14 protein-coding genes and 2 pseudogenes are annotated in these 18,159 nt (G+C 69.8%); 4 read left to right on the forward strand and 12 right to left on the reverse strand.

The features are described from left to right. Nucleotides 1-6 precede the first annotated feature (6 nt). Nucleotides 7-1,539: an efflux transporter outer membrane subunit gene (locus AB4850_RS02215; protein WP_414440991.1), complete on the forward strand. Its 1,533-nt coding sequence runs from the start codon at nt 7-9 to the stop codon at nt 1,537-1,539. 42 nt (nt 1,540-1,581) lie between these two features. On the opposite strand, the gene AB4850_RS02220 is transcribed toward AB4850_RS02215, so the two are convergent. The 3 genes and pseudogenes from AB4850_RS02220 to AB4850_RS02230 all read right to left on the reverse strand — a co-directional run bounded on the left by AB4850_RS02220 (nt 1,582) and on the right by AB4850_RS02230 (nt 4,249). Then, entirely contained in the window at nt 1,582-2,913 is a 1,332-nt protein-coding gene (locus AB4850_RS02220; RefSeq protein WP_414440992.1) for a type II toxin-antitoxin system HipA family toxin, read from the reverse strand. A 69-nt stretch (nt 2,914-2,982) separates the two neighbouring features. Then, nucleotides 2,983-3,189 (reverse strand): annotated as a pseudogene (locus tag AB4850_RS02225) (helix-turn-helix transcriptional regulator); the annotation flags it as partial. Nucleotides 3,190-3,325: 136 nt separating this feature from the next. After that, nucleotides 3,326-4,249 carry a spherulation-specific family 4 protein gene (locus AB4850_RS02230; RefSeq protein ID WP_414440993.1) on the reverse strand — a complete coding sequence of 308 codons (924 nt, stop codon included), beginning with the start codon at nt 4,247-4,249 and terminating at the stop codon, nt 3,326-3,328. Between the two features lie 492 nt (nt 4,250-4,741). Between AB4850_RS02230 and AB4850_RS02235 the strand changes: the two genes are divergently transcribed. Then, on the forward strand, nt 4,742-5,959 hold the full coding sequence (locus AB4850_RS02235) for an acyl-CoA dehydrogenase family protein (protein ID WP_414440994.1): 1,218 nt from the start codon (nt 4,742-4,744) through the stop codon (nt 5,957-5,959). A 25-nt stretch (nt 5,960-5,984) separates the two neighbouring features. Here the strand turns inward: AB4850_RS02235 and AB4850_RS02240 are convergent, their stop codons facing one another. From AB4850_RS02240 to AB4850_RS02275, 8 genes are all read right to left on the reverse strand, one after another. Then, complete coding sequence (locus AB4850_RS02240; RefSeq protein WP_414440995.1) at nt 5,985-6,752, reverse strand: hypothetical protein; 768 nt, start codon at nt 6,750-6,752, stop codon at nt 5,985-5,987. Between the two features lie 156 nt (nt 6,753-6,908). Continuing rightward, complete coding sequence (locus AB4850_RS02245) at nt 6,909-8,531, reverse strand: FGGY-family carbohydrate kinase (protein ID WP_414440996.1); 1,623 nt, start codon at nt 8,529-8,531, stop codon at nt 6,909-6,911. A gap of 37 nt (nt 8,532-8,568) precedes the next feature. Beyond that, on the reverse strand, nt 8,569-9,297 hold the full coding sequence (locus AB4850_RS02250) for an SDR family oxidoreductase (RefSeq protein WP_414440997.1): 729 nt from the start codon (nt 9,295-9,297) through the stop codon (nt 8,569-8,571). A 24-nt stretch (nt 9,298-9,321) separates the two neighbouring features. Next, the gene (locus tag AB4850_RS02255) at nt 9,322-10,542 is read right to left on the reverse strand and encodes a sugar ABC transporter permease (protein ID WP_414440998.1); all 1,221 of its coding nucleotides are present in this window, start codon (nt 10,540-10,542) and stop codon (nt 9,322-9,324) included. Nucleotides 10,543-10,600: 58 nt separating this feature from the next. Continuing rightward, a complete protein-coding gene (locus tag AB4850_RS02260; RefSeq protein WP_414440999.1) occupies nt 10,601-11,434 on the reverse strand; it encodes an ATP-binding cassette domain-containing protein in 834 nt (277 codons plus the stop codon). Between the two features lie 65 nt (nt 11,435-11,499). Then, complete coding sequence (locus AB4850_RS02265; RefSeq protein ID WP_414441000.1) at nt 11,500-12,558, reverse strand: sugar ABC transporter substrate-binding protein; 1,059 nt, start codon at nt 12,556-12,558, stop codon at nt 11,500-11,502. Nucleotides 12,559-12,701: 143 nt separating this feature from the next. Then, on the reverse strand, nt 12,702-13,688 hold the full coding sequence (locus tag AB4850_RS02270) for an AraC family transcriptional regulator (RefSeq protein WP_414441936.1): 987 nt from the start codon (nt 13,686-13,688) through the stop codon (nt 12,702-12,704). Nucleotides 13,689-14,063: 375 nt separating this feature from the next. Continuing rightward, nucleotides 14,064-14,498: a Fur family transcriptional regulator gene (locus AB4850_RS02275; protein ID WP_414441001.1), complete on the reverse strand. Its 435-nt coding sequence runs from the start codon at nt 14,496-14,498 to the stop codon at nt 14,064-14,066. Between the two features lie 229 nt (nt 14,499-14,727). On the opposite strand from AB4850_RS02275, the gene AB4850_RS02280 reads away from it, so the two are divergent. Together AB4850_RS02280 and AB4850_RS02285 are read left to right on the forward strand one after the other, a co-directional pair. Then, on the forward strand, nt 14,728-15,390 hold the full coding sequence (locus AB4850_RS02280) for a response regulator (RefSeq protein WP_414441002.1): 663 nt from the start codon (nt 14,728-14,730) through the stop codon (nt 15,388-15,390). Nucleotides 15,391-15,878: 488 nt separating this feature from the next. Further along, nucleotides 15,879-16,622, forward strand: a pseudogene (locus tag AB4850_RS02285) (ATP-binding protein); the annotation flags it as partial. On the opposite strand, the gene AB4850_RS02290 reads toward AB4850_RS02285, so the two are convergent. After that, nucleotides 16,541-18,154 (reverse strand): efflux transporter outer membrane subunit, encoded by a 1,614-nt coding sequence (locus AB4850_RS02290; RefSeq protein ID WP_414441003.1) that lies wholly within the window; start codon nt 18,152-18,154, stop codon nt 16,541-16,543. The pseudogene AB4850_RS02285 and the gene AB4850_RS02290 sit on opposite strands and share 82 nt — an antisense overlap. Between the last annotated feature and the right edge of the window lie 5 nt (nt 18,155-18,159).

An 18,159-nucleotide genomic window follows, 5' to 3' on the forward strand; every position in this document is an offset into this window, starting at 1 on the left:
CAGACGATGAAAAACGACAAGACGATCCTGCGCCTCGCGAAGCTGGCCGGCATCAGCACGCTGATGTCCGCGCTGCTCGCCGCGTGCGCGGTCGGCCCCGACTACAAGCGGCCCGACGTCACCACGCCGGTTGCCTTCAAGGAGGCGCCCACGCTCGCCGCCGGCGAGCAGGCCGGCACCTGGAAACCGGCCGAGCCGGCCGACGCCGCGCATCGCGGCGAATGGTGGACGGTGTTCGGCGACGCCACGCTCGACGCGCTCGAGAAGCAGGCGCTCGACGCGAACCAGAACCTGAAGGCCGCCGCCGCCCGCGTGGAGGAAGCACGTGCTTCCACCCGCGCGGCGCGCTCGGCGTGGTTCCCGTCGCTCGACGCGGGCTTCGGCCCGACGCGCGAAGGCGTGTCGTCGGCCTCGCAGTTCCTGCCGCAAGGCTCGGGGCCGATCAACGCCACGCTGTGGCGCGCGCAGACCAGCGTCTCGTACGAGGCGGACCTGTTCGGACGCGTGAGCCGCAACGTGGAGGCGTCGCGCGCCGACACCGCGCAGAGCGAGGCGCTGTTCCGCTCGGTGCAACTGGCCTTGCAGGCCGATGTCGCGCAGAACTACTTCGAATTGCGTCAGCTCGATTCGGATCAGAACCTGTACCGGCGCACCGTCGATCTGCGGCAGGAATCGCTGAAGCTCGCGCAGCGCCGCTTCGACGAGGGCGACATCAACGAACTCGACGTGTCGCGCGCGAAGAACGAACTGGCCTCGGCGCAGGCCGATGCGGTGGGCGTCGCGCGTCGCCGCGCGGCGTCCGAGCATGCGCTCGCGATCCTGCTCGGCAAGCCGCCGGCGGATTTTTCGTTCAGCGAAACGCCGATCGTGCCGGTGGCGATCAGGATTCCTGCCGGTCTGCCGTCGGCGCTGCTCGAACGGCGGCCGGATGTGTCGGCGGCCGAGCGCGCGATGGCGGCCGCCAATGCACGGGTCGGCCTGGCGAAGTCGGCCTACTTCCCGAAGCTCGACATCACCGGTTCGTTCGGTTTTGAAGCGGCCACGCTCGGCAGCCTGTTCATGTGGTCGAGCCGCACGTTCCTGCTCGGGCCGTTCGCCGGCTCGGCGCTGTCGCTGCCGATCTTCGACGGCGGGCGTCGCGCCGCGGGCGTGCAGCAGGCGCGCGCGCAGTACGACGAGCAGGTCGCGAACTATCGCCAGCAGGTGCTGGTGGCGTTCCGCGAGGTGGAGGACAACCTGGCCGACCTGCGTCTGCTCGACGATCAGATCCGTGCGCAGGGCGAGGCCGTCAGCGCGTCGCAGCGCGCGGCGAAGCTGTCGCGCACGCAGTATCAGGAAGGGCAGGTGGCCTACCTCGACGTGATCGACAGCGAGCGCTCGGTGCTGCAATCGCAACTGCAGGCGAACCAGTTGACCGGTGCGCAGGCGGTGTCGACGGTGAACCTGATTCGCGCGTTGGGTGGCGGATGGGGCGCGCCGGCGGTGGCGGTGGGCGCGGCCGGTGCGGCATCGGCCACGCAGGCGGTGGCGCAGCGTTGATGCGTGTAGCGGGTTGAAATGGTTGTCATGAAAACGGGCCTTTCAGAGGCCCGTTTTCAGTTTACGGGCCTGTTTTTGCAGGCCGTTGAAGATGGCGTCGGCCAGATCGGCCGGAAAATCGGCGGGCAACAGCGCCGCCACTTCGTCGATCACGCCGGGCGTGGCCGCCACGAGCCGCTCGACGATCGCGTGAACGTCCGCCTCGGTCAGCCCGCTGCGCTTGCCTTGCGCGAACCAGTGGCGCGGCTGGATTTCGCTCCAGGCGTAGTGCCGGTTCGCGCCGCGCACGGCCATCGCCATCTTCACGCGCTGCGGCGCGATCTGGCCGGCGCGGCGCCCCATGATCGGATGGAACGACAGGATGTCGTAGAGCGGAGTGGCGCGGTAGCGCGCGTCCGGCAGATGCGCGATGCTGAAATTCTTGCCGTGGCCGTCGGCGGCCGCGAGCATCCAGAACAGGATCTGCGTCGTGAAGAAATGGCGGCGGTCGCGCTCGGCGTCGACCGAGCCGGAAAGAATATCCATGGCCGTATCGATGCCGGGGCCGCCGTCGGCTTCGTATTTGGTCAGCCCTGAAATGCCGGAGGCCTGGCACAGGTCTTCCTGCGGCAGACGCACGACCCAGGTGCCGTCCGCGGACAGCCGACGATCGAAGCGCGCGACCACCAGCGCCTTCTGATCCTCGAAGCGGCCGACGCCGCACGGTGCGGCGGGCAGGCCGTAGGCGGCGGCGATCAGCGCGCAGAGCCATTCGTTCTCGACCGAGGTGCGCATGTCGGCGCCGATGCCGCCGACCAACCCGAGCGGCAGCTTCAGGATATGCGAGGTCGGGGTGCTGCCTTCGGGGCGCAGCCATGTGTTGTCGTGCCAGAGCAGCGCGGTTTTTTCCTGCGCGCCGGCGATCGACAGGCGCAGGTCGGGCGCGGCGGCACTGCCGGCAGCCGGCGCGAGCGGCAGCGCGCGCAGCCATTGGGCGATGTCGCGCTCGTCGAGCGGCGTGCCGGCGATGCGCTTGAGATCGTCCGGCGCCTGACCGGGCGGCAGCAGTTGCAGCGCGCCCACGCAATCGCGCCCAACTGCTTCGAGCAGCCCGAACGGCGAGGCGTCGCGCGCGGCATGGCGTTGCGCGATGCGGCGGCGGATCGCGTCGCTGTCGGGCAGCAGGTTGTCGAAGTAATGGGCGACGGCCGCGCCGTGATACGGCGCATTGCCGGGGCGCAGCGGCAGCGACAGCGAGAGCGGGCGGCGTTGGGGATCGGCGAGCCAGCTGTCGGCGTAGGCCAGCCGATCGACGCCTTGCACGCGTTCCCAATAGCCGACCTCGATGCCGTTCATCCAGAGCGCGAGGCGCGTTGCCTGGTGCGAGCGGGGCATGGCGGCTTACCAGTTTTCGCGCGACGTATCGCTGGCGGCGGGCCTGCTGCCCGGCTCGTGCGCGTCGTTCAGCGTCAGTTCGATGCCGAGGATGCGCATCACGCGAAACAGCCGCTCGAGGCTGGCGGTGGTCGGGTCGGCTTCGAAGCGGGCGTAGGTTTGCTGCGTCACGCCAAGCCGCTCGGCCATGGCGGCTTGCGTGAGGCCCGCGGATTTCCGGAAGCCTTGCAGCAGCGGCCGTAGCTGGCCGAGGGTCTTGACCGGGTAGTTCACGATGAGAAGGCGCGACGCGCACGAAGTGGCGAACGTCCGGATTTTACAGCATACAGGCTGTATTTTTAAAATACAGCCTACAAGCTGTTTTTTGTGAATACAGCTTGTGGGCTGTTAATTGATCGCGCTCCGGCGATGCTCAACGGCGGCGGTTCGATGCGGTGGTGGCCGTTGTCGATGCCGTTTTTGCCTGCGTCACCGGCGGATTCAACGCCGCCACCCCCGACACCTCCTGATCCCAGTAAGTCGGCAGCCCGTTATACGGATTCGGCAGCTTCAGCGACGTCATGTAAACACCACCCGCCCCGTTCGTCACGGCGAACTGCAGGGCGCTGCTCATCTGCGTGGCTGTGGCGTTGTAGACGATATGGATGAACCGGCTCGCGGCATAGTTCGCCTGCCATGCCGCCGCCTTGTACTTCGCGTAATTCGCCTGCTTGTCCTCGTACACCACGAAGCGGTCCGCCACCGGCAGGCTCGCGTAGATCTCCGGAATATTGGCGCCCGGGTTGTTGACCACCTGGTAGTTCGGCGACAGGCCCTTGATGTAGTTGTAGAGCGATTGGTAGTACTGCACATGCGCGGTGGTGCTGTCGTTCGCCATCTCGTCGATGAAGAAGCCGTCCACCGTGTAGAACGCCAGATAGGTGTTGATGTCCTTGGTGACGTCGGACAGCGAGCGGCTGCCGTACGACGTATGCACGTAGGCGATCACCTTGCCGCCGGCCGTGCGCACCTTGGTGATGGCGTTCGTGTAGGCCGGATCGACGGCAGTGCCGGGGCCGCTGTTCGGGTTGACGATGGCCGTCAGCGGCACCGAGGCGGCGTTGGTGGCGAGCGTGTTCCAGGCGGTCGAGCCCGAGCCGGACGGATAGAAGTAGGCCGGCACGACCAGGTCGGCCGCCTGTGCGGCGCCGCCCGTCACGCAGAGCGAGGCCAGCAGCGCGCAGGCCGCCGAGGCGAAGCGCCGGAACCGGCCGGGCGCGCGGCGGGTGCGCGTGCGTTGCCTGCGATCGATAAGGAGTGCAGGGCAAATCTCGACGCCGTGGTGCTGAATGCTCATGGTCTACCTCTGAATGGGCCCGCCGCCGAGGGCCTGGCCCGTCGTGTCGGGTAAGGGGGTACGTCGCCCCGGGAACTGCCGCCGTTATTTCGGATTGCTGCCTGTTTTTCGATGCGATGCCAGTGCCTTGCCGATCCACCTACTTGCTTGCGAGCCGGATTTCCCCGTCCGGCCATTCATGAATAGCAGCTTTCAATATCGTCTGCAAATTGCGTATTACGCGAGGATCGCCGCGTGATCCCGCCTCCGCCCATATCGTATTTGCCGATTTCCATTTCCGGATCGCTTGTTGGACCGGGCCTGGCGCGCGCGGCTATCATCGGCGCCAAGCCCCTCGCCATCGTGCACGCAAACGTGTGCGAAGGCGATATCCGTGTTTACGACAGCGGGTCGGCAATATCGAGGGCGGCGCGCGGGCTTTCGCACGCAATGCGTGTGACGCCATGACCGCCCCGATTCGTCTGACCTGAAACGATGGAGAACAGAGATTCGATGAGCGATTCCCGATCGCCGGCCGCCGCCGGTGGGCAGGCCGATGTCAAGGCCGATGCCGATGCGCCGCGGAGCTTCGGTGAACTGATCGTCGCGTTGCGCGCGAGCGCCGCCGAGCGCGATCGGCGCGGCGGCCACGCGGCTCGCGAGAAAGCGTGGATGGCCGGCCTCGGCCTGCAGACGCTGGCCGTGCCGCGCGCGTTCGGCGGCCAGGAGGCCGATTGGCCGATCGTGTATCAGACGATTCGCGCGATCGCGCGCGTCGACAGCGCGCTCGCGCATCTGGTGGGCTTCCAGGTGTTGCAGATCGTCAGCGTCGACGTGTGGGGCAGCGACGCGCAACGCGAGCGCTACCTGCGCGGCACGGTCGAGCAGGGCTGGTGGTGGGGCAACGCCGTCAATCCGCTCGACACGCGCCTCGCCGCGCATCAGGACGGCGCCGGCGGCTATCGGCTCGACGGCATCAAGGGCTTTTGCTCGGGCACGCGCGGTTCGACGCGGATGACGGTGTCGGCGCATGACCCCGTGACCGGCAAGCCGGTGTTCGCGGTGGTGCCCACCGCGCGCGAAGGCATCACCGTGCACGAGGATTGGGACCCGATCGGGCAGCGCCAGACCGACAGCGGCAGCGTGTCGTTCAGCGGCGTGACGGTGGCGGCGGACGAGGTGCTGCATCGCTCGGAAGCGCCGCCGAGCCCGCGCGCCACGCTGCGCACGCTGGTGTCGCAACTGGTGCTGACCAACCTGTTCGTCGGGCTGGCCGAGGGCGCGCTGGCCGAGGCGCGCGACTACGTGGCGACGCGCGGGCGGCCGTGGATTCATGCCGGCGTGGAGAAGGCGCAGGACGATCCGTACACCTTGCAACGCTTCGGCGACATGCGCGTGCAGGCGGTGGCCGCCGAGGCGCTGGCCGATCGCGCGGCGCGCGCGTTGCAGGCCGCGTGGGACCGCAAGACCGCGCTGACGGCGGACGGGCGCGCCGAGGTGGCGCTGGCGGTGTCGGAGGCGAAGATCGTGGCGCAGCGCGCCGCGCTCGATGCCGGCGAGGCGCTGTTCGACGCCTGCGGTGCTCGCGCCACGGCCGCGCCGCTCGCGCTCGACCGCTTCTGGCGCAACGCGCGCACGCACACGCTGCACGATCCGCTCGACTACCGGCTGCGCGACGTGGGCCGTTTCGCGATGACCGGCGTGCTGCCGGAAGCGTCGCTGTACACCTGAAGCCCGCGCCGGCCGCGCGGCGGGCTCACTCCCGCCCGCGCTCGCCCGGCACGCGCGCCATCTTCCGCTCGAACGATTCGAAGGCCGAAACATCGGCGCCCGTCAGCAGCGCGGCGGCGTCCGGGCCTTCGTGCGCGGGCATCGGCACTTCCTGGCAATCGATCAGATGCCGCACGCTCGGGTATTTCGACATGCGCGGCCGCTTGTAGCGCAGCCGGAACAAGCGCGGCACGACCTGGCCCGCGTCGCCCAGGTCGCCCACCTTCTGCACCGGCGCGCCGAACCAGAACCGGATCCACGCGGCCTGCCGCTCGCCGGGCGGCGCGGCCATGAAATCGGTCAGCACCAGCAGCACGTAGGGAATATCGCGTTGCGCGAGGGTGGGCCAGGCCCACAGCTTCAGCACGTCGGCGTGCTCGATCGCGTGCGTGAAGCGCGTGACCTGGAACGCCGAGGCGGTTTGCCGGATCGTGTGCAGGTGCCGCTGCCATTGCTGGAAGAAGCTCGCGCGCAGTTGCCGGGCGCGCTCGGTCAGCGGCGGGCCGACATTGACGGCGAGCGGGTTCGGCACCGCGTCCGACACCAGTGGGCAACGCGCGAACGGCCCGGCCGCATGCACGAAGCGCCGCGCCTGCGAGCGGTCGCGCAACTGCACCACGCGCAGCACGCCCGAGCACAGCGGACAGCGCGCCAGGCCGCGCAACAGCGGCAGGTCGCGGCAGAACGCGTCGACATGAACCAGACGGTCCTCGACGGGGTGCAGCGCGTATTCGAGCAGCGGCCGTTCTTTCATCTCGATCACGGAAGGCGAGGGGGCTGGGCGGGGACGCAATGCGACAACGGGATGACGGAATCAAACACGCGTTCCGTGACAAGACGATGATGCTCGCGCAGGCGCAGCGGGCCGCACGTCGAACGCGTCCCGCCCCCGCGCCGCGCCGCGCCGCGTTCAGCGCAGCTCGCGCGCCACGCGCTGCAACGCCTCAAACGCGCGATAGCGCCCGGCATGCCAAACCGCAAGCTCGCCGTCGGCCGGCGCATAGCGGCGGCTGATGCGCGACATCGCGCCCATCGCCGCGCGCAGGTCGTCGTGCACGCCGCCCGCCACGCCGCCGAGCATGGCCGCGCCGAGCAGCACCGGCTCGTCGGCCTCGGTGGCGAGCACCGGCTTGCCGGTGGCGTCGGCCAGTAACTGGCGCACCAGGTCGAGCCGCCCCGCGCCGCCGCTGATCACGATCTGCTCGACCGGCGCGCCGGCCGCCGCCTGCGCCTCGACGATCTGCCGCAACCCGTAGCCGATGCTGCAAATGCCGGCCAGATAGAGCGCCACGAGGCTGTCGAGATCGGTGTCCATGCCGAGCCCGGCGATTACGGCGCGCGCGTGCGGATCGGCGAACGGCGCGCGGTTGCCGAGGAATTCGGGCACCACGTGCAGGCCGTCGGCAAGTTTCGCGGCGGCCGACAGCGCGCCGTCCACCCGCGCCACCGCGCGGCCGGCCAGCCACACCGGCAGCGCCTCGCCGGCGCGGGCCGCGTCGCGCGTGGCTTCGGCGGCGGCCGGATGCATCGCCAGCAGCCGTTCGATCGCCGCGCCGGCCACCGACTGGCCACCCTCGTTGAGCCAGGCGCCCGGCACCATCGCCGAGAAATACGGCCCCCATACGCCGGGCACGAACACCGGCTCGCGCGTGGTGGTCATGGTGCACGACGAGGTGCCGAACACGTAGGCGAGGCAGGTTTCGGGCGCATGCCCGGCGCCGACGGTGCCGATCCCGCCCGCATGCGCGTCGATCGCGCCGGCCGCCACCGGCGTGCCGGGCGCGAGCCCCAGCTCGGCGGCGGCCTGCGCCGTGAGGCCCGCGCCGAGCGGCGTGCCGGGGTCCACCACGTGCTGGCCGATCCGCGCGAACTGCTCGTCGGCCAGCTCGCCGAGGCCGATCTCGCGGAAGTAGGCGTCGTCCCAACGCCGCTCGTGCGCCAAATACGTCCACTTGCAGGTGACGGTGCAGGTCGAGCGCGCCAGGTCGCCGGTCGCGCGCCAGGTCAGGAAATCGGTCAGGTCGAAGAACTGCCAGGCCGCGTCGAACACGGCGCGGCGATGCTCGCGCAGCCACAGCAGCTTCGGCGTCTGCATCTCGGGCGAGATGCGCCCGCCGACGTAGTTCAGCACCGCGTGGCCCTGCGCGTTGATGCGCTCGGCCTGCGCCACGGCGCGGTGATCCATCCACACCACGATGTCGCGCTCGGGCTGTTCCGACGGCCCGACCGGCAGCGGCGCGCCGCCGTCGCCCAGCACGACCAGCGAGCAGGTCGCATCGAAGCCGAGCCCGGCCACCTGCGCCGGCGCGATTCCAGCCTGCGCCAGCGCCGCCTTCACGGCCGTGCACACGGCCTGCCAGATATCGGCGCTCGATTGCTCGACGATCGCGCCGCTTTCGTGGAATACGGCGATGTCGTGCCTGGCCGACGCCACCATGCGCCCCTGCGCGTCGAACAGGCCGGCGCGCGCGCTGCCGGTGCCCACGTCGATGCCGATCAGGTAGCGCGCGTCGGGGTTCGGATGATCCGTCATGTCTCGGTTCCTGGAGTGGGAGCGTGGCGCGACGATCTCACAGATCGACGCTGGTGGGCAGGATCACGAGATCGCGGATCGTCACGTTGCGCGGGCGCGTCAGCATGAACAGCACGGCGTCCGCCACTTCGTTGGCTTGCATCAGGCTGCCGGCGGCCAGCGCCTCGTCCATCTTCGCCTGCGGCCAGTCGTCGAGCAGCGCCGTCACCACCGGCCCCGGCGCGACCGCGCCCACCCGCACGCCGTGCTGCATGAGCTGCCGCCGCGTGGTGTGCACGAACGCCTGCACGGCGAACTTCGACGCGGTGTAGATCGGCTCCCACGCCACCGGCACGATGCCCGCGATCGAGCTGGTGAACAGGATGTCGCCGGAACGCTGCGCGACCAGATGCGGCAGCACCGCGTGCACCGAGCGGAACGCCGCGTTGATGTTCAGGTTCAGCATCCGGTCCCATTCGTCGGGGTTGCCGTGCAGCACCTCGCCGCCCACGTAGGCGCCCGCGTTGGCGTGGAAGATGTCGAGGCCGCCCGCGAGCGCGACGATGCGCGGCAGCATCGCCGAGACGTCGGCCGGATTCAGCAGATCGACCGCCAGCGGCAGCGCGCGCTCGCCCAGTTGCGCGCAGCAATCGGCGAGGCGATCCTGCGCGCGGTCGATCAGCACCACCGTGGCGCCCGCGTCGAGCAGCGCGCGCGCGCAGGCGAGGCCGATTCCCGAGGCCGCGCCGGTGATGGCGGCGACCTTTCCGTTCAAGGGTTCAGACATGCGGAGTTCTCCAGGAGAAAAAGGTCAGGCGCGGCCGTGCGAGACGCGCGAGCGGCGCGCCAGCGAATCGACGATCACCGCGATCGCGAGCACCGCGCCGGTGATCATGAAGCGCAGCGACGACGACAAATTCAGGAGCGTCAGGCCGCTCGCGATCGACTGGATCACGACGATCCCGAGCACCGCCGACCATGCGCTGCCGCGCCCGCCGAACAGGCTGGTGCCGCCGATCACGGCCGCCGCGATCGCGTTGAGGTTGACGTCGCCCGAGCCGGCCTGCTGGCTGGCCGAGGCGAGCCGCGCGGCGCTCAGGATGCCGCCGAGCGAGGCGAGGCTGGTGCACAGCACGAACGCGCTGGCGTAGATCGCGCCCACGTGGATGCCGGCGCGGCGCGCGGCCTCGTGATTGCCGCCCACCGCGTGCATCGAGCGGCCCCAGCGGGTGCGCGTCAGCGCGTAGTGCATGGCGGCGGCCAGCGCGACGAACAGCGCGAACATCAGCGGCACGCCGCGGCCGTGGTCGAGATAGGCGACCACCGCTTCGAGCAGCACGGTGAGCGCCGCCGCGCGCAGCAGCAGGCTGCCGGCCGACGGCGCGGACAGCCGGGCCGCGCGACGCCGCGCATGGGTGCGCAGCCCGAGCAGCAGCATCGCCGCGCCCGGCAGCAGCGCGAGCAGGTGCGACACCGGCGCGGGCAGCACCCGCAACTGGCCGAGATCGACCAGCGCCGAATCGTAGGGCAGGTTGATCGAGCCGGGCGGCCCGAGCACGTAGAGCTGCATGCCGAGGATCGCGAGCAGGCCGGCCAGCGTGGTGACGAAGCTCGGCATGCCGAGCCGGTTGAACAGGAGTGCGTAGCACAGGCCGAACACCGCGCCGGCCGCGATCGCCGCGACGATCGCGAGCAGCACCGGCCAGCCCGCGTTGATCCACAGCGTGCCGACCAGCGCCGAGGCGAAGCCGCTGATCGAGCCGACCGACAGGTCGATCTGCCCGACCATCAGCACGCAGACGATGCCGAGCGAGATCACGCCCACCGTCGAGCAGTCGAACAGCAGGTTGACGAGGTTGTTGGCCGACAGGAACACCGGATTCAGGCTGGCGAACACCGTCCAGATGATGACGAGGCCGGCCACCACCGGCAGCGAGCCGAGGTCGCCGGCGCGCACCCGCTGCGCGAACGCGGCGAGCGTGTCGCCCACGCCGGCGGCATGTTTGACGCGTACGTCGGCGCGGTCGAGCAAAGGGCTCGAAGCCGGACTTGAAGTCGGACCCGGGGCCGGCTGCGGGGCGTGTTGCGATTCATTGCGCATGATCGTTTCCTTGGCTGGGCGCGGCGTCCTGGCCGGCGGTGCGGCGGCCGGCGCGGCGCGATACGGCGTTCTCGGTGGCGCCGGTGATGGCGGCCACCAGCGAGGCGTTCGACGAATCGGGGTAGAACACGCCGTTGTTGCGGCCGAGCCGCAGCACCACGATGCGATCGGCCACGGCGCGCACGTCTTCCATGTTGTGGCTGATCATGATCACGGCGTGGCCGCGGTCGCGCACGCGCTCGATCAGGTTCAGCACCTCGGCCGTCTGCGCCACGCCGAGCGCGGCGGTCGGCTCGTCGAGCATGATCAGCTTCGGGTCGAGCAGCAGCGAGCGGGCGATCGCCACCGTCTGGCGCTGGCCGCCCGACAGCGAGGCCACTACGTCGCGCACGCTCGGAATGCGCGCCGACAGCTCGTTGAGCAGCGTCCAGGCGCGCACTTCCATCTGCACCTCGTCGAGACGCAGCGGGCTCAGTTCGCGGCCGAGAAAGATGTTGGCGACCACGTCGAGGTTCTCGCACAGCGCGAGATCCTGGAACACCGTGGCGATGCCGAGGTCGAGCGCCGTGCCGGGATCGGACAGCGCCACCGGCTTGCCGCCGAACGTGATGGTGCCCGAGGTCGGTTGATGGACGCCGGCCAGCAGCTTCACGAGCGTCGATTTGCCGGCGCCGTTGTCGCCGACCAGCGCGACCACTTCGCCCGCGTGGACGTCGAGTTCGATGTCGGTCAGCGCCGACACCGCGCCGAAGCGCTTGGAGATGCCGCGCAGGCTCAGCACGGGTTCGCCGCGCGGGGCGCGGGTCGTGGAATCGTGAGTCATGACGGAGATGCCTGTGAGTTGGCGCGCGGCCCGCCTTGCCGGGCAGGCTGCGCGGCCGTGGTCAGTCAGTTCGCGATGCCGAGCGTCTTGCAGCCCTGCGCATAGCGGCCGGTGCACAGTTCCTTCGCGCTCGCGAAGCCCTTGGCGATCACTTCGGCCTTCAGGTTCTGCGCGGTGATGACGGCCGGCGTGAACAACTGGGTGGGAGTCTTGTAGAGCGTCGTCTGGCCCTTCGGCGGCTGGCCCGACAGGAAGCCCGTGGCCACCTTGGCCGCGGCCGCCGCGACGATCTCGCTCGGCTTCAGGATGGTGTTGTACTGGTCGCCCGCGATGATCAGTTGCAGCGCGGCGTTGGTCGCGTCGTTGCCGGTCACGGCCGGCAGCGGCGTGACGCCGGCCGCCTTGAACGCGGCGATCGCGCCGCCCGCCGTGCCGTCGTTGGCGGCCACCACGCCCACGATCTGCGCGCCGAAGCGCGTGATCTGCCCGCTCACCCATTGCTGCGCCTTCGGCGGCGCCCATTCGGGCGTGTCGAACTCGGCGAGCGTGGCGTAGCCGCTGCCCTGCAGGCCCGCGTGGATGCCGTTGCGGATCAGCCCGGCCGCCGCGTCGGTGGGCGAGCCGTTGACTTCGAGCACGCCGCCCTTGCCGGCCGGCACGCCGCTCGCCTTCAGGTGCTGCACCAGCGATTGCGCGATCGATTTGCCGATCGCCTCGTTGTCGAACGACACGTAGTAGTCGGCCGGCGTGGCGGGAATCGGCCGGTCGTACGCGATCACCTTCACGCCCTGCGCCTGCGCCATGTGCACCAGCGAGGCGGCGGCGGTCGAATCCACCGGGTCGATCACGATCACCTTCGCGCCCTGCGCGATCGCCGAGTTGAACTGTTGCTGCTGGAGCGCCACGTCGGCGTTCGCGTTCTGATACAGCACCTGGCAGGCGGGGCACAGCTTCTGCATCTCGGCCTTGAAGCCGGGGAAATCGTGCTGCTCGTAGCGCGTCGAGGCCTGGTCGGGCATCAGGAACGCCACCGTGCCGGACGGCGCGGCGAAGGCCGGGGCGGTGCCGGCGAGCGCCAGGCTCAGGGCGGCGGCGCGCAGCGTGCGGGAAAGCATCGGGTTCATCGGGTGTCTCCGTGTCGTTGAAAATGGCCGGCTTCGGGTGGGCCGTTCGGGTGCTGCGTTCTCGGATATTGATCCGTAGTGCGAATCGATTGGGCTGGCGCGTTCCGGTTGTCGCAGAGGGCGCCTGCCCGGCGTGCGCGGCGCTAGACGAGCGCCGCGTCGGTGCCGGGCTGCGCCGTTGCCGCTGTTGCCGCCGTGGCGCTGGCCGCGTTCAGTTGCTGATAGGCACGCCAGCGCGACGGCGACATCGCCTTGATCATCAGGAATTGCCGGTTGAAGTTCGACAGGTTGTTGAAGCCGACCTGATAGCAGATATCGGTGATGCTCAGTTCGTCCGACATCAGCAACTGGCAGGCGAGGTTGATGCGCAGGCGGTTCACGTACTGCACGAACGGCACGCCGGTATGACGGCGAAAGTAGCGCGAGAACGCGCTGGCACTCTGGCCCGACAGCGCGGCCAGGTCGGTTTCGCGCAGCTCTTGCGACAGGTTCTTGCCGATATGGGCGAGCACGTGGTTGATGCGCGAGGCGCCGTAGCGCGCCGGGTCGGCGCAATAGGCCGCGCTGGCCAGCCGCGCCGGCTCGGGGCTGCGCACCAGCAGTTCGAACAAGGAAACGAACAGCACGATGCGGCGCATGCCCTGCGCGCCGAGCATCTCGCGCAGGATCGGTTCGGCCGCCGCGCCGGTGTCGGGCGAGAACAGCAGGCCCCAGCGGGCCGCATCGAGCAGCGCCTCGACACGGCGAAACTCGGGAAATGCGGCGATCACGCGCTCGACGAACTCCGCGCCGAACTGCAGCACCAGGCAGCGCTCGTCCACGCGCTCCTCGCGCGGCACGTGGCTGACCCAGTTGTGCGGCAGGTTCGCGCCGGTCATCACGAGGTTGCCGGGCGTGAAATCGCCGATATGGTCGCCGACGAAATACTTGCCGCTGGTGGCGGTGATCAGGTGGATCTCGTATTCGGGATGGAAGTGCCAGCGCACCGTGCGATACGGATAGCCGTGCGACCAGACCTTGAACGATTCGTCGCGCGGCACGGCCACCAGTTCGAGATCGGGCTGCGCACGCTCGCCGGGCCGCGCGGCGTCGTACGCATCGTGCGCGTCGTCAACCCGGATCGCCTTCATCGTCGTGTCTGCCGGCACCGCCGTGTCTCCTGTGTCTCGACGTTCTCGTCGCTTCGTTTTGCTTCGATTCGCGCGGCGCGTCGAGCGGCCGGGCGATGGATGAAAAATAGCCGCGACGGCGCGCGGTTACCACCGAAAATAAGACCGCGAGCCGATACTTTTTTGCATTCGGGTAAGCCCGTAGCCCCGGCAAGGTCAACTTTCGTGCAATGGGAAAACGGGGTGGGAAGCGGTTGGCGCTGGGTCGGAACGGGCTGGAAGCGGCGGAAACGCGGGCCTTCGACGGGCCATCAGTGGGCCATCAGTGGGCTGTAAACGGCGCCAGGCCGCCGGCGCGTCAGCGCATCGGCGGCCTGGCGAGCCGGGCGGCGGGGGTCAGTGTTTGCCGTTCAAACGGCGCACGCACGCGCCGCAGACACCGAACACCACGTGGTTGTAGCTCAGGTAGCGGAAATCGTGTTCCTCGGCGATGCGCGCCTGCTGCGCCTCGAAGGCCGGGTCCTGAATGTCCTGGATCGCGTCGCAGCGCGTGCAGACCAGGTGGATATGCGGATCGCCGCGATTCAGTTCGTAGATGACCTTCGACATGCCCAGCGACGAACCGAGGATCAGCGAGGCTTCCTGCAACGACCCGAGCGCGCGGTAGATGCTCGACAGGTTGTACGGCTCGTCCTGATCGGCGAGGCGGCGGAACACCTGATCGGCGGTGAAATGGGCGTTCGGCGATTCGTGGAACAGGCGGTAGACCGCAATACGTGTCGCGGTCGGCCGCATATGGGCCTTTTTGAGGTTCGAGAAAATCGCGTTCATGGATGCCGGCAGCGGTGGACGCGGCGCGCCGCTCGGTATCGGGCGCGCCGGACTTCGAAAGCCTGCTGGTCGAAACTTAGATGAAAAACAGGGCCTGATCTTATCGGCGCGAGGGGGGCGGTAGAAATTGCGGTAAATTCGCGCGTGGATGCCCGAATCAGGTCGCGAATGGCGTCGGCGGGCACGGCCAAGGCAAGGCAATGCAGGCGAAAGAACGGGGAACGTGCCGATGAGAGTGTTACTGGTCGAAGACGACGAGATGATCGGCGACGAGATGGCGGGTGCGCTGCGCGACGCCAGCTACGCGGTGGATTGGGTGCGCGACGGCGAGAACGCGATCGCCTCGGTGCGCACCCAGCGCTACGAACTCGTGCTGCTCGACCTCGGGCTGCCGAAACAGGATGGTTTTCATGTGCTGGCGGCCATTCGCGCCGCCAACAACCCGGTGCCGGTGGTGGTGGTGACGGCGCGCGACGCGCTGGAAGACCGCATTCGCGGCCTCGACAACGGCGCCGACGATTACGTGCTCAAGCCGTTCGAGATCACCGAATTGCTGGCGCGAATCCGCGCGGCGGTGCGGCGCGGCGGCGGCACGCCCGCGCCGGTGCTCGACAACGGCGTGGTGTCGCTCGATCCCTCCACCCACGAGGCGCGCGCCGGCGAGCGCAGCGTGCGGCTGTCGAGCCGCGAATTCGCGCTGCTCCACGCGCTGCTGCAACGGCCCGGCGCGATCCTCTCGCGCACCGAGCTCGAAGATCGCATCTACGGCTGGAACGAGGAAGTCGAAAGCAACGCCGTGGAATTCCTGATCTATTCGCTGCGCCGCAAGCTCGGCAGCGAGACGATCCGCAACGTGCGCGGCGTGGGCTGGATGGTGTCGAAGGCGCAATGAGACATTCCCTGCAATTCCGCTTGTCCGCGTGGCTGTCCGCGATGGTGTTGCTCGCTGCCGTGATCGCGGGCGTCGCGTCGTTCTGCGCCTCGTTCCATGAAGCGAACGAGTTGCAGGACTGGCAGCTCGAACAGGTGGCCGCGATGCTGAGCCCCGGCACGCTCGACGCGATGCAGCGCGACGGCTCGATCGGCGGCCATGTGAAGGCCGTGCACGACAAGCCCGAACTGATCGTGCAGCGCCTCGATGCGGGCGCGGGCCCGCTCGCGCTGCCGGCTTCGCTGCCGGACGGCGTGCAGGACGTGACGGTGGCCGGCGTGGATTGGCGGATCGTGGTGCGCACGCTGGCCGGCGGCGCGCGCGTGGCCGTGGGCCAGCAAACAGCCGGCCGCAACGACGTGGCCGAAAGCAGCGCGCTGGCCGCCACCGCGCCGCTGATCGTGTTCGTGCCGGTGCTGGTGCTGGTGCTCGGCTACGTGGTGCGGCGCATGTTCGCGCCGCTGCGCGCGCTGTCGGCGCATGTCGACGGGCGCGACAGCCGCGATCTGTCGAGCCTGTCCAACGACGGCCTGCCCGACGAGATCCACCCGTTCGTGGTGGCGCTGAACCGGCTGTTCGATCGCGTCGGGCAATCGATCGCCGCGCAACGGCGCTTCATCGCCGACGCCGCGCACGAGCTGCGCACGCCGCTGACCGCGCTCTCGCTGCAGGCCGAGCGGCTCGAACCGCTGACCGCCGCCACGCCCGCGCACGAACGCGTGCTGGCGCTGCGGCGCGGGCTGGCGCGCAGCAGCGCGCTGGTCGAACAGTTGCTGACGTTCGCGCGCGTGCACGACGGGCCCGATACGCCGGACGCGCGCCTGTCGGTGGCGCAGGCCTGTCGCGGCGTGCTGGAGGATTTGATGCCGCTGGCCGACCGCAAGCGGATCGACATCGGCGTGATCCAGCTCGACGAGGCCGACGTGATCGCGCGCCCGCTCGACCTGCGCATGCTGGTGCGCAACCTGGTGGACAACGCGATCCGCTATACGCCCGATGGCGGGCGCATCGATCTGGCGGTGCGCGCGAGCGCCGGGCAGGTGGAATTGAGCGTGGCCGATACCGGGCCGGGCATCGCGCCGCAGGAGCGCGAGCGCGTGTTCGATGCGTTCTACCGGATCGTCGGCAACGAGGCGCTCGGCTCGGGGCTCGGGCTGGCGATCGTGCGCACGATCGTCGAGCGCACCGGGGCGCGCATCGAGCTGGGCGATGTCGAGCCGAGCGGGTTGCGGGTGACGGTGACGTTGCCGCGGGCGGTATAAGCCGCCGGGCCCGTCCCCAACCCCTCCCATCCGCCGCCGAGCGCCACGGTCAGATCCACCGCCGCCGCGATCCGTTGCGCGTCGATCCGGTCGACCTGCTGCTGGTTCGACAGCGCGATCGTCTGCGCCGTCACCACGTCGAGATAACTGACCGCGCCCGCGTCGAAGCGGTTCGTGGTCAGCTTCAGCGCCAGGTCGGCGGCATCGGCCGCGCGCCGCGCGCTGTCGGCCTCCGAGGCCAGCGCGTGCAGCGTGCTCAGGTCGTCTTCCACCTGCTGGAACGCGCTCAACACGGTTTGCCGGTAGTCGGCCACGGCGCCGTCATATTGCGCGGTCGCGCCGTGCAGCGCGGCGCGGCGCCGGCCGCCGTCGAACAGCGTGCCGACCAGTTGCGGCCCGAGCGACCAGAACAGGCTCGGCGCGGTCAGCCATGGCCCGAACGCCGCGCTCTCCAGCCCGGTGCTGGCACTGAGCATCAGGTCGGGGAAGAACGCCGCGCGCGCCGCGCCGATCTGCGCGTTGGCGGCGGCGGTGCGCCGCTCGGCCGCCGCGATGTCGGGCCGCCGCTCCAGCAACTGCGACGGCACGCCGGGCGGAATCGCCGGCACCGCGAGCGCCTGCACGCGCGGCGCGATCGTAAACGTCGATGCGCTTTCGCCCACCAGCGTGGCGATCGCGTGTTGCAGGCGTGCGCGCTGCGCGCCGATGTCGGTGGCCTGGGTGCGCGCCGCTTCGTATTGCGCGCGCGCCTGGGCGACGGCCGAGGCGTCGATCGCGCCGTCCGCGAGTTGCTGTTCGAGCAGTTGCAGCGCGCGGCCGTAGGCGGTCACGGTGCGGTCGAGCAATTGCTGCTGGGTGTCGAGCGAGCGCAGCGCGAAGTAATCGGTGGCGAGTTGCGCGCCGATCGCGAGCCGCACCGCGGCCACGTCGGCCTCGCTGGCCGACGCGTTGGCTTGCGCGTTGGCCACCGCGTCGCGAATCCGGCCGAACACGTCCGGCTCCCAGCTCGCGGAGACGCCGGCCATGTAATCGGTGGTGGTCTTGCCGGCCAACGACGAGCCGGCCTTGTTCTGCGAGACGCGCGCGCGGTTCGGCGTGGCGCCGGCCGTGATGGTCGGCAGGAAGCCGGCGCGCTGCTCGGCCACGGTGGCGCGCGCGGTGTCGAGATCGGCCAGCGCGCGCTTGAGCGTCTGGTTCGACACGTCGACGCGCGCTTCGAGCCCGTTGAGGTCGGCGTCGCCGAACGCGGTCCACCACGGGCCGCGCGTGGCGGCGTCGGCGGGGGCGGCCACGCGCCAGCCCGGCTGCGCCAGCGGCGCGCCGGCGTAGGCGGCGGGGATGTCGATGCTCGGGCGTGAGTAGTCGGGCAGCGTCGAGCAGGCGCCGAGCGATAGTGCTGCGAGGGCGGCCGTCAGGGCCGTGACGAGGGCGCGGCGGGCGGGGTGGGGGCGCGGAGCGGACATGTCGA

This window comes from Burkholderia sp. 22PA0106, assembly GCF_047497155.1.
GTDB lineage: Bacteria > Pseudomonadota > Gammaproteobacteria > Burkholderiales > Burkholderiaceae > Burkholderia.

What these genes read in the sequence shown, in the direction of transcription:
- AB4850_RS02220 (WP_414440992.1), bottom strand. Translation starts at nt 2,913, where the DNA reads ATGCCCCGCTCGCACCAGGCAACGCGCCTCGCGCTCTGGATGAACGGC.
- AB4850_RS02280 (WP_414441002.1), top strand. Translation starts at nt 14,728, where the DNA reads ATGAGAGTGTTACTGGTCGAAGACGACGAGATGATCGGCGACGAGATG.
- AB4850_RS02230 (WP_414440993.1), bottom strand. Translation starts at nt 4,249, where the DNA reads ATGAGCATTCAGCACCACGGCGTCGAGATTTGCCCTGCACTCCTTATC.
- AB4850_RS02275 (WP_414441001.1), bottom strand. Translation starts at nt 14,498, where the DNA reads ATGAACGCGATTTTCTCGAACCTCAAAAAGGCCCATATGCGGCCGACC.
- AB4850_RS02235 (WP_414440994.1), top strand. Translation starts at nt 4,742, where the DNA reads ATGAGCGATTCCCGATCGCCGGCCGCCGCCGGTGGGCAGGCCGATGTC.
- AB4850_RS02250 (WP_414440997.1), bottom strand. Translation starts at nt 9,297, where the DNA reads ATGTCTGAACCCTTGAACGGAAAGGTCGCCGCCATCACCGGCGCGGCC.
- AB4850_RS02240 (WP_414440995.1), bottom strand. Translation starts at nt 6,752, where the DNA reads ATGAAAGAACGGCCGCTGCTCGAATACGCGCTGCACCCCGTCGAGGAC.
- AB4850_RS02215 (WP_414440991.1), top strand. Translation starts at nt 7, where the DNA reads ATGAAAAACGACAAGACGATCCTGCGCCTCGCGAAGCTGGCCGGCATC.
- AB4850_RS02290 (WP_414441003.1), bottom strand. Translation starts at nt 18,154, where the DNA reads ATGTCCGCTCCGCGCCCCCACCCCGCCCGCCGCGCCCTCGTCACGGCC.
- AB4850_RS02260 (WP_414440999.1), bottom strand. Translation starts at nt 11,434, where the DNA reads ATGACTCACGATTCCACGACCCGCGCCCCGCGCGGCGAACCCGTGCTG.
- AB4850_RS02270 (WP_414441936.1), bottom strand. Translation starts at nt 13,688, where the DNA reads ATGAAGGCGATCCGGGTTGACGACGCGCACGATGCGTACGACGCCGCG.
- AB4850_RS02265 (WP_414441000.1), bottom strand. Translation starts at nt 12,558, where the DNA reads ATGAACCCGATGCTTTCCCGCACGCTGCGCGCCGCCGCCCTGAGCCTG.
- AB4850_RS02245 (WP_414440996.1), bottom strand. Translation starts at nt 8,531, where the DNA reads ATGACGGATCATCCGAACCCCGACGCGCGCTACCTGATCGGCATCGAC.